General features: G+C 62.9%; 10 protein-coding genes. 4 read left to right on the top strand and 6 right to left on the bottom strand.

Going from position 1 to position 10,150, the window contains the following annotated elements:
• The 3 genes from ACKOED_RS06720 to ACKOED_RS06710 all read left to right on the top strand — a co-directional run.
• A partial coding sequence (locus ACKOED_RS06720) for a methionine--tRNA ligase (RefSeq protein ID WP_408915808.1) occupies positions 1-1,044 on the top strand: 1,044 nt, incomplete at its 5' end.
• A 6-nt stretch (positions 1,045-1,050) separates the two neighbouring features.
• Positions 1,051-1,851, top strand: a complete 801-nt coding sequence (locus tag ACKOED_RS06715; protein ID WP_408915811.1) for a TatD family hydrolase — start codon at positions 1,051-1,053, stop codon at positions 1,849-1,851.
• The gene (locus tag ACKOED_RS06710; protein WP_408915807.1) at positions 1,848-2,651 is read left to right on the top strand and encodes an MBL fold metallo-hydrolase; all 804 of its coding nucleotides are present in this window, start codon (positions 1,848-1,850) and stop codon (positions 2,649-2,651) included. Before ACKOED_RS06715 ends, ACKOED_RS06710 begins: the two co-directional genes overlap by 4 nt.
• Before the next feature lie 19 nt (positions 2,652-2,670).
• Here ACKOED_RS06710 and ACKOED_RS06705 read toward each other — a convergent pair whose 3' ends face one another.
• Positions 2,671-3,417, bottom strand: coding sequence for a class I SAM-dependent methyltransferase (locus ACKOED_RS06705; protein WP_408915806.1), 747 nt, complete (start codon positions 3,415-3,417; stop codon positions 2,671-2,673).
• Between the two features lie 67 nt (positions 3,418-3,484).
• Here ACKOED_RS06705 and mazG point away from each other — a divergent pair, with 67 nt between their 5' ends.
• Positions 3,485-4,258: a nucleoside triphosphate pyrophosphohydrolase gene (mazG, locus tag ACKOED_RS06700; protein WP_408915810.1), complete on the top strand. Its 774-nt coding sequence runs from the start codon at positions 3,485-3,487 to the stop codon at positions 4,256-4,258.
• A gap of 2 nt (positions 4,259-4,260) precedes the next feature.
• Here mazG and hflX read toward each other — a convergent pair whose 3' ends face one another.
• The 5 genes from hflX to ACKOED_RS06675 all read right to left on the bottom strand — a co-directional run.
• Entirely contained in the window at positions 4,261-5,637 is a 1,377-nt protein-coding gene (gene hflX / locus ACKOED_RS06695; RefSeq protein ID WP_408915805.1) for a GTPase HflX, read from the bottom strand.
• Complete coding sequence (hfq, locus tag ACKOED_RS06690; RefSeq protein ID WP_111198540.1) at positions 5,634-5,879, bottom strand: RNA chaperone Hfq; 246 nt, start codon at positions 5,877-5,879, stop codon at positions 5,634-5,636. The genes hflX and hfq overlap by 4 nt, the downstream gene beginning before the upstream one ends.
• Positions 5,880-5,939: 60 nt before the next feature.
• Positions 5,940-7,337: a sigma-54-dependent transcriptional regulator gene (locus ACKOED_RS06685; protein ID WP_408915804.1), complete on the bottom strand. Its 1,398-nt coding sequence runs from the start codon at positions 7,335-7,337 to the stop codon at positions 5,940-5,942.
• A gap of 15 nt (positions 7,338-7,352) precedes the next feature.
• Positions 7,353-9,584, bottom strand: a complete 2,232-nt coding sequence (locus ACKOED_RS06680) for an ATP-binding protein (RefSeq protein ID WP_408915803.1) — start codon at positions 9,582-9,584, stop codon at positions 7,353-7,355.
• 457 nt (positions 9,585-10,041) lie between these two features.
• Positions 10,042-10,150, bottom strand: a 109-nt coding sequence (locus ACKOED_RS06675) for an IS3 family transposase (protein WP_408915809.1), incomplete at its 5' end; no start/stop codon positions are given.

The following is a 10,150-nucleotide window of genomic DNA, read 5'->3' as shown; positions in this document are numbered from 1 at the left end:
TCGGCCTACGCGGACAAGCTGCTCGATCTCTATGAGAAGCGGCCGGACTTCGTGACGCCGGAACACTACCGCAATGAGATCGTGGCCTTCGTCAAGCGCGGGCTCAACGATCTTTCGGTGTCGCGCACCACCTTTGACTGGGGCATTCCGGTGCCGGACGATCCGCGCCATGTGATGTATGTGTGGGTCGATGCGCTCACCAACTATCTCTCGGCCACCGGCTTCCCTGATCCGCATGCGCCGCGCGCCGGTTTCTGGCCGGCCTCGGCGCATGTGATCGGCAAGGACATCACGCGGTTTCACGCCATTTACTGGCCCGCCTTCCTGCTGTCCGCCGGGCTTCCCGTGCCGGAGCAGATCGTGGTGCACGGCTTCCTGTTCAGCCGCGGCGAGAAGATGTCGAAGTCGGTCGGCAATGTGGTGGCGCCGGGCGATCTGGTGCGCGAATATGGCGTCGATCAGACGCGCTATTTCTTCCTGCGCGAAGTGCCGTTCGGCCAGGACGGCAATTACAGCCACGAGGCGATCGTCAATCGCATCAACGCCGATCTCGCCAATGACCTCGGCAACCTCGCGCAGCGCTCCCTGTCGATGATCGCCAAGAATTGCGGCGGCGTGGTTCCGGCTTGTGGCGCGTTGAGCGCGGCGGACACCGAGATCCTGGCCGCGGCGGGCGCCATTCACGCCGAAGCCCGGGCGGCGCATGAGACCCACGCCATCAACAGGGCGCTGGACGCGATCTGGCGGGTGGTGGCCGACGCCAATCGCTATTTCGCCGGGCAGGAGCCCTGGGCGCTCAAGAAGACCGATCCCGCCCGCATGGAAACCGTGCTCTATGTGACGGCCGAGGTGCTGCGCATCATCGGCATCATGGCGCAGCCCTATGTGCCGGGCTCCGCGGCGAAACTCTTGGACCTGCTTGCCGTGCCGGAAGATAGGCGGATGTTCACCGATCTCGGCGCGCCGCTGGTGCCTGGAACGCCACTGCCGCCACCGCAGCCGATCTTCCCGCGCTATGTGGACGAGGACGCGGCGAAGGCCTGACGCATGCTGGTGATCGACAGCCATTGCCACCTCGATTTCGAGGGGATCGCCGAGCACTTGCCGGAGGTGCTGGCGCGCGCCGCCGCGGCTGACGTGCGGCTGATGGTGTCGATTTCCTCGCGGGTCGCGCGCTTTGGAAACCTGTGCCGGATCGCCGAAGCCAACCCGGCGGTGTTCTGTACGGTGGGCACCCATCCGCACAACGCCCATGAGGAGCCGGACGTTACCGCCGAAGAGCTGGCGCGCCTGGCCCGGCATCCGAAATGCGTGGGCATCGGCGAGGCCGGTCTCGATTATCATTATGATCTGAGTCCGCGCGCCGCGCAGGCCAAAGGCTTCCGGGTGCATATCGATGCGGCGCGCCGCTCGGGCCTTCCCATCGTCATTCACAGCCGTGAGGCGGAAGACGACACGGTTGCCATTCTGGAAGAGGAAATGCGGGCAGGGGCCTTCGTGCCGCTTCTGCACTGCTTTACCTCCGCGGCGCGGCTCGCCCATGCGGCGGTAAATCTCGGCGGCTATGTTTCGTTTTCGGGGATCCTCACCTACAAATCGGCGGCTGACATCCGCGGCACGGCGGCGGCGCTGCCGCTGGACCGCATCCTGGTCGAGACCGATGCGCCGTATCTGGCGCCGGTTCCTTATCGCGGCAAGCCAAATGAGCCCGCCTATGTGGTGAAGACGCTGGCGGCGCTGGCCGAACTGCGGGGCCTTCCGGTCGAGGAGATGGCGAGGATCACCAGCGACAACATTTGCCGGCTGTTTTCCAAGGTTCCGCGGACGGCGCCGGAGACTGCCGCGGCATGAGCCTCAAGGCCACGATCCTCGGTTGCGGGTCCTCCGGCGGGGTTCCGCGCATCGGCGGCGACTGGGGCAAATGCGATCCGGCCAACCCGAAAAACCGGCGGCGGCGCTGTTCGATACTGCTCCGCAAGACTGGCGGCGGCGGAGAAACGAGGGTTCTGATCGATACCTCGCCGGACTTGCGGGAGCAGATGCTTTCGGCTGGCGTGGGCAGCCTCGATGGCGTGCTGTTCACGCATGAACATGCCGACCATACCCATGGCATTGACGATCTGCGCGCCTTTTTCCTGCGCCAGGGGCAGCGCATCGATGTCTGGGCAGATGACGCCACCGGCCGGATGCTCACGACCCGGTTCAGCTATTGCTTTTATGCCGCGCCGGGAAGCGATTATCCGCCGATCCTAAACCTGCGCCAGATCGAACCGGGAAAGCTGGTGGCCGTCTCAGGAAAGGGTGGCGAGATCGCGGTTCAGCCGTTTCACGTCCATCATGGCACCATCGATGCGCTCGGGTTCCGGATCGGCAACGTCGCCTACACGCCGGACATCGACGGCGTGCCGGCCCAAAGCCTTGCGGCCCTCGAGAACCTTGATCTGTGGATCGTTGATGCCCTGAAGCGGCAGCCGCATGGCAGCCACTGGTGCCTGTCCCAGACGCTGGACTGGATCGCGCGGCTGAAGCCGCGGCGCGCCGTGCTGACCAACATGCATGTCGATCTCGATTACGAGACGCTGGTGAGCGAGCTTCCGGACGGCGTTTTGCCGGCCTTTGACGGCATGGAACTAGATTTTCGGGATATCTGATTATGTTCCATAATATATATTATGCGAGTAAGGGAGATCGATGTCCCCGTGGGATGATCTCCGCCGAAGATGGCGTGAAAGCGCCTCCCTGCCAGTCGCCGAGCCAATTCTCGACGGCCAGCCCGGCCTCGGCAAGACGCGCGGCGATCTGGTCCTGGGGCGCGAACCGGATCTGCGACGTGGCTTGCCAGCGGCGGCCATCATCCGCCTGGTAGAACGTCTCATAGGCGGCGATGCCGCTCATGGCGTCGTAGCGGACATCGTTCCAGGCGGTGATGCGCCCCAGTTCCGGCAGCGCGAACACCCGCTCCGACAGCGCCGGTATCCATTCGCGCCATTCCTCCCACGCCGGGTTGCGGCTGTCAAAGATGTACCGGCCCCGCGGCGCCAGATGGGCTGCGATGGTCGCACACAGCGCGCGCTGGTCATCATCGGTCAGGAAGCACTGGAAGGCGTGGCCAGTGAGCACGATGAGGTCGAAGCGCCTGCCGAGCCGCACCACGCGCCCGTCCGCCTCGACCCAGGTCACGGCCTTGCCGCCCGCGCGGCGGCGGGCCACCGCAAGCATGGCGGCGGCGGGATCCACGCCCCAGACCTCCCGCCCGTCGCCCAGGGCCGCAGCCAGAAGCCCGGTGCCGCAACCGAGGTCAAGCACGCTGCGGGCCTCCTGCGCCAAATTGAGGCAAAAGCGGGTATCGTCGCCCCAGCCATTCTCGGCGTCGTAGAACCGGACGAGTGCGGGGTCCTCGAAAAGTCTGTCCTGCATGCCCGCCGGGTAGCCCTTTTTCGCGCGATCGGCTAGTCCAGCCGGCATGACCCAGAACCCCGCCGACATGGACCCCCGAAAAATTGAAACACTCCGCGCCATCATGAAAGCGCTCAGAACCCCCGTGACCGGGTGTCCGTGGGACCTCCAGCAGAATTTCGCGACCATCGCCCCCTACACCATCGAGGAAGCCTATGAGGTGGCGGATGCCATCGAAAGGGGCTCCCGCGCCGATCTTTGCGAGGAGCTGGGCGATCTGCTGCTGCAGGCCGTCTACCACGCGCAGATGGCGGATGAGGAAGGAAGCTTCAGCTTCGATGACGTGATCGCGGCGGTGAACGCCAAGATGATCCGACGCCACCCGCATGTGTTCGGCAGCGCGGAAGACCGCGCCGCGCCGCTCGCCAAGGGTTTCTGGGAGGAGATGAAAGCCAGGGAACGCCAGGATAAGCCGCGTGAGGGCGTGCTTGCGGGCATTCCCGCCGCCCTGCCCGGCCTCACGCGCGCCGTGAAGCTGCAGGCGAAAGCGGCAAAGGTTGGCTTTGATTGGCCGTCTATCGAGAATGTCTATGACAAGATTGCCGAGGAAGTGCAGGAGTTCCGCGAAGCACCCGCCGGCAAGAAGGCTGAGGAATTTGGCGACCTGCTGTTCGCCATGGCCAATGTGGCGCGCCACCTCGGGATCGACCCCGAAGCGGCCTTGCGGTCTGCCAACGCCAAGTTCGAGCGCCGCTTCGCGCATATCGAGGCAAGGCTTAAGGAGATGGGCAAGGAGCCGAAACAGTCCACATTGGACGAGATGGACGGGCTCTGGAACGAGGCCAAGAAGCTCGGCAAATAGCCCTATTCCGCCGCCAGGCGGCGGGCGCCCAACGCCCGCATGGCGGCCCCGAAACGGGCGGATGCCTGCCCCGCCTTGTCGGCGCCAAGCCGCACCTTCATCAGAATCCGGCCATCGGAACAGTTGCGTCTGCCCAGCACCTCGCCACGGTCATGGAGCCACGCCTGACCGGCGCCGTCCTCTGGCGCCAGCGCGATCTCATAGACCGTGTCCTCGGCGCCGAGCCGCCCTTCGATCAGTTCGAGCAGCGGTGTCACCCCTTCGCCGGTGACCGCCGAAACCATGACACAGCCCGGCCGCCGCAGCGCCTGCGCTTCTCGCGCGGCGCGCTCTTCGGGCGGCAGCAGGTCGAGTTTGTTCCACACCTCGATCACCCGCCCGCGCCTGACCTCGTCGATGCCGAGCTCGGCCAGCACATGGTTCACGTCTTCCGACTGGGCGTCGGTGTCGGCATGCGAGATATCCCGCACATGCAGGATGAGATCGGCCGACAGCACTTCTTCGAGCGTGGCGCGGAACGCGGCGATGAGCGAGGTCGGCAGATCGGAGATGAACCCCACCGTGTCGGACAGGATCACCTTGCGGCCATGCGGCAGCGCGATCACCCGCATGGTGGGATCGAGGGTGGCGAACAGCAAGTCCTTGGCCAGCACGCCCGCGCCGCTCAACCGGTTGAACAGCGTTGATTTGCCGGCATTGGTGTAGCCCACCAGCGCGACCACCGGATAGGGCACGCGCGCCCTGCCCTTGCGGTGAAGCGACCGGGTCTTCACCACCGATTCCAATTGCTTCTCGATACGGCTGATGCGCTCCTGGATCAGCCGCCGGTCAGCTTCCAGCTGACTTTCGCCGGGGCCGCCGAGGAAGCCGAAGCCACCGCGCTGCCGCTCCAGATGCGTCCATGAGCGCACGAGACGGCTCTTCTGGTATTGCAAATGCGCGAGTTCAACCTGCATCGCGCCCTCGCGCGTTGAGGCGCGGCGGCCGAAGATTTCGAGAATGAGGCCGGTTCGGTCCAGTACCTTGGCGCCCCAGGCCTTCTCGAGGTTGCGCTGCTGGACCGGCGTGAGCTGGGCGTTGACCACCACGAGCTCGGCTTCGGTCTCCTTCACACGCTCGGCGATTTCCTCGACTTTGCCGGACCCCAGCAGCGTCGCCGGCTTGGGCGCCGTTACGGGTGCGATGATACGATCAGCGATTTCGAGGTCTATGGCCAGTGCCAGCCCAACCGCTTCGTCAAGCCGGGCCGCGACATCCCGGTCCGCCGATGGCGGCGCATTGCGGTCGCGGCGGTCCACCTGCAGCACGATGGCGCGGGTGGCGGCCTTTCCCTCAATCTGGAAATCGACACCGCCGCCGGTGGTGTTGCGCGACCTCAACCGCCGGCCTGTTCTTCGTCGAACAGGCTGATCGGCCCGCCTGGCATGATCGTCGAGATCGCGTGTTTGTAGACCAGCTGGGACATGCCGTCACGGCGCAGGAGAACACAGAAATTGTCGAACCAGGTGATCACCCCCTGGAGCTTGACGCCGTTGACGAGGAACACCGTCACCGGAATTTTCTGCTTTCGCACGTGGTTGAGGAACGTATCCTGCAAATTTTGCTGTTTTTCTTGGGCCATCTCGATCTACTCTTGTTCTGGGGCCATTTTTGTTATTCTAGCACGGCCCTGCCGTTTATTTCAATTTCCCAACTCCGTGTCCTCTTCATGGCGGCCCGTGAGCCCCAGAAGCTTTATTTTCCGGTGCAGGGCCGATCGTTCCATGCCGATGAACTGGGCTGTCCTGGAAATGTTTCCGCCGAAACGGCCGAGTTGGGCGGTGATGTAGTCGCGTTCAAAAGCCTCGCGCGCCTCGCGTAAAGGGTAGACGAGAAGGTGTTCTATACCGACGCTTGCAACCGCCGAACCGGCGCCGCCTGCGTCGGATGGCAGCATGGCGGCGCTGATTTCGGTGCTTGCGTCTCCGCCGGCCAGGATCAGCATACGCTCGACGTTGTTGCGTAGCTCACGCACATTGCCCGTCCAGTCCCTGGTCTGGAGGACCGCAATCGCATCGTCCGCGAACTTTCGCAGTGGCTGGCCGGAGCTCATCGAATAGCTACGGGCAAAGTGGGCGATCAGTTCCGGAATATCGTCCCGCCGCTCGGCAAGCGGCGGCACGTGGATCGGCACCACGCCAAGCCGGTGGTAGAGGTCCTCGCGAAAGCGGCCCATGGCAATGAGCGCAGGCAGGTCACGGCAGGTAGAGGAGACCACACGGATGTCGACCTTGACCTTCTTGCCGCCGCCAACGCGCTGGAAGGTCTGGTCAACCAGCACGCGGAGCACCTTGCCCTGGGTTTCAAGCGGCATATCCGCCAATTCGTCGATGTAGAGGGTGCCGCCATGGGCTTCTTCCAGGGCCCCTACCCTGCGCGTGGCGCCCGTACCGTCTTCGACACCGAAAAGTTCTTCCTCCATGCGCTCGGGAGCCATCGCCGCGGCACTCAGGGTCACGAACGGTCCAGATGCACGCAGCGACATGGAATGAAGGTTTCGTGCCGCCAATTCCTTTCCAGCGCCCATCGGTCCTGCGATCAATACCCGGCTGTTGGACGGTGCGATCTTCTTGAGAAGGGTGCGCAGCTGGCGCATCGCTGCGGAGTTGCCGAGCAATTCGGACTCCGTGCCCGCCTTGCCCTTGAGTTCCTCGTTCTCGCGCTTGAGGCGGGATGTCTCGAGAGCCCGTCCGACCACAAGCAGAAGCCTGTCCGCCTTGAATGGCTTCTCGATATACTCATAGGCGCCGCGCTTGATCGCCGCCACCGCCGTCTCGATGTTGCCGTGACCCGAGATGATCACCACCGGAACCTCGGGGTTCTTGTCCTTGATGAGTTTCAGGAGATCGAGGCCATCGAGCTTTGAGCCGATGAGCCAGATATCGAGGATGATGAGGGACGGCCGCCGCTGGGCGATTTCCGCCAGAGCTGCGTCCGAATTATGCGCCAGCCGCGTCTCATAGCCCTCGTCCTCGAGTATTCCGGCGATGAGATCGCGGATATCCGCTTCGTCATCGATGATCAGGATGTCTGCCGCCATTCGATATCCAATTCCTTATTCGGCGGCGCTGGTGCGCGCCGCAAGCTTGCCGAACTGGAGCGTCACGCTCGCTCCTTGTATTCCTTCCGGTGAGGCTGGTGCGTCCTCAAGGATGAGCCGGCCGCCATGCTCCTCCATGATACGCTTGACGATGGCGAGACCCAGACCGGTGCCCTTCTCGCGGGTGGTCATATATGGTTCAGCAAGGCGATGACGGTTTTCACGCGGAAGCCCGATGCCATTGTCGACCACTCTGATGAATGGCTGATCATTCTGGACTCCGGCTATGATGGAAACATGGCCGCGCGGAAGCGGCTGCTGCTGGAGACGGGCTTCTATCGATTCCTTTGCATTCTTGACCAGATTGGTGATCGCCTGCGTGATGAGCCGCCGGTCAAACGGAAATACGAATTCACCGCCTGTCACGTCCAGTTCAATATCGATATCCGACGACGATACCCGCTGCAACACCGTGGCCTCGCGCACGATTGCGGATAATTCCTGCGGCTCGGGAACGGCTTTGGGCATGCGCGCGAAGGACGAGAATTCATCGACCATGCGGCCAATGTCGCCAACCTGGCGGATGATGGTGTCGGTGCATTGATCGAACACCTGCTTGTCTGACTGGATCTGCGCGCCATACTTCCGCTTCAGGCGTTCCGCCGAAAGCTGGATTGGCGTCAGCGGGTTCTTGATTTCATGGGCGATACGGCGTGCGATATCGGCCCACGCGGACGTGCGCTGTGCGGAAACGAGATCGGTGATGTCGTCGAATGTCAGAACGTGGCCGTGCTCGGCATCGTTTGAGCTTTCAGTGGTCACCCGCGCGAACAGGCTGCGGCTTTCGCCCATGCGCTCGATGTCGATCTGCCCTTCGGCGAAGCCGGAGGGCCTGGTCAGCGCCTGTTCGAAGATCGGCCGGAACGGCGCCAGCACGACTTCAGCCGGTTTTCCGATCAGATCGCTCTCGCCATGGCCCAGCAAATTCAGCGCCGAGCGGTTCACCAGAGACACCTTGCCTGCCGGATCAATGCCCACGACCCCGGCGCTGACGCCAGCCAGCATGGCTTCGGTAAAGCGGCGGCGTTCATCAATCGCATCGCTGGCCGTCACGAGATCATCGCGCTGCTGCTTGAGATGCCCGGTCATGGAATTGAAAGTCCGGGACAGCGTCTGAAGGTCTTCCGGCCCCTCGACCACCGCGACCTTGGCGTCCAGCTCGCCACTCGAGACACGGCGCGCGGCATCGAGAAGCCGTACAACGGGCGCGACCAACTTGTCGGAGAACCACAAGCCCACCCAGATCGCCGCCAGCAGCAGCACCATGCCGACGAGGGCATAGACCATGCCAAAGGTGATCTGCACACCAAGGCGCCTCTCCATCAGAAGGTCGTACTCCTGCTTCGCGGCGCGTGTTCGCTCAAGAAGCCCCAGGGCTGACTTGTTGATCGCCCGGTAAACCATGAGGTAGGACCCGGGATAGCTTGGCAGTCTGATCAGACCGCGCACCACGTTTCCGCCTTTGCCGGGAGGAAGCACCACCAGTTCGCCACGGTCCGCGGCCTTCAGCGCATCGGCACTTGGCGGGAAGAACTTGATTTCGTCATTCGCGACGAATCTCGCGCCAAATTGCTGCTGGCCGTCTGCCTGCTGTGTGGGATCGAAGATAAAGGCAGCGGGCAGCCCTCTCAGGGTTGCATGGCGCGCCAGGCGGCGGAAGAAGGTGGCCTTGTCGGTGTCGAAGATATCGCGTTGCTGCGCAAGATCGGTGGAGATCTGGGTAACGTCATTGCGCACCGCGTCCGTGAGGCTCTTGATATAGGCTTCGGCAACGAAGGTCGCCGAGTCGACGATGGCCTGCGTTCGTTGAGAAAACCAGGCATCCAGACCACGGTTCAGCGTGAACGTTGCAAACACCGCGACAATGATGGCCGGCACCACGGCTATGATGCTGAACAGCAAGACCAGACGAAGATGAAGCGCCGCCCCCGGTGTGCCGCGGCGCTTCTCAAGGATCAGAAATACCACCTGTCCCAGAACCGCGGTGGCCATGACGAGCAGGAGAATGCCGTTCATGAAAAGCAGGAGCGAGGTGTTCTGAGGGGTCGGCTCAATCGGCGTCATGCCGGTGAGAATCGCGAAGGTGGCCAGACCAAGCACGACCCCGGCCAAGACCAGCGTAAAGCCGGCAAGGCCTGTCGACCGCCGAAGCCGCTCAGAGACGCGATTTTGGACCTGCTCGCTCATCACCACCGTTCAGCAGAAACTGTTGCAGGAAATCAACAGTAAATGTGACCTATTTGCGACAGTGATGGCTGTGCCCGCACGCGCCGGCCTTGCTAGGTCGTGTCCTTATGTAGCCCACTCCGACTCCATCTAACAACGACTGAAACACTCCAGAACAGGGCTGTGACGCGAGTGGCCACAACCGGAAACGTGTAAGCCTGTTGTGCTTCTTCCCGCCCGGCGCCTACAAGTATGCTACAGACCCCGAGCAGTACCTCGTCCATTGGCAGTGCTTCTAGAATGTCTCAAGACATCACGGTACCTTCCAAGAAAGGACGCCTTTCGACACAATCAGAGACACGCTCCAAGCAAACCCTGGATCGTCTCGCGAGGTCGTCTCCGTTGCAAACTGAAGCGCAGCTGTATTCACTCCCTTGATGCAGATATGTGGCCTGCTGCCGGTTCCGTGGACATGCACTTAAGCTAACCCCGCCTTCCTCTCGAACTCAATGGGGCTGATGTACCCGAGCGTGGAATGCCGGCGCTTGGGGTTGTAGAAGCACTCAATGTAATCGAACACATCGGCC

This window comes from Aestuariivirga sp. (assembly GCF_046093005.1).
Taxonomy (GTDB): Bacteria; Pseudomonadota; Alphaproteobacteria; order Rhizobiales; family Aestuariivirgaceae; genus Aestuariivirga.
This window is presented reverse-complemented; position numbering and strand designations above follow the sequence as displayed.

Bases quoted from the DNA above. Each gene is read 5' to 3' on its own strand.
- ACKOED_RS06710 (WP_408915807.1), top strand. From the start codon at position 1,848: ATGAGCCTCAAGGCCACGATCCTCGGTTGCGGGTCCTCCGGCGGGGTT.
- ACKOED_RS06705 (WP_408915806.1), bottom strand. From the start codon at position 3,417: ATGCAGGACAGACTTTTCGAGGACCCCGCACTCGTCCGGTTCTACGAC.
- mazG (WP_408915810.1), top strand. From the start codon at position 3,485: ATGGACCCCCGAAAAATTGAAACACTCCGCGCCATCATGAAAGCGCTC.
- hfq (WP_111198540.1), bottom strand. From the start codon at position 5,879: ATGGCCCAAGAAAAACAGCAAAATTTGCAGGATACGTTCCTCAACCAC.
- ACKOED_RS06685 (WP_408915804.1), bottom strand. From the start codon at position 7,337: ATGGCGGCAGACATCCTGATCATCGATGACGAAGCGGATATCCGCGAT.
- ACKOED_RS06680 (WP_408915803.1), bottom strand. From the start codon at position 9,584: ATGAGCGAGCAGGTCCAAAATCGCGTCTCTGAGCGGCTTCGGCGGTCG.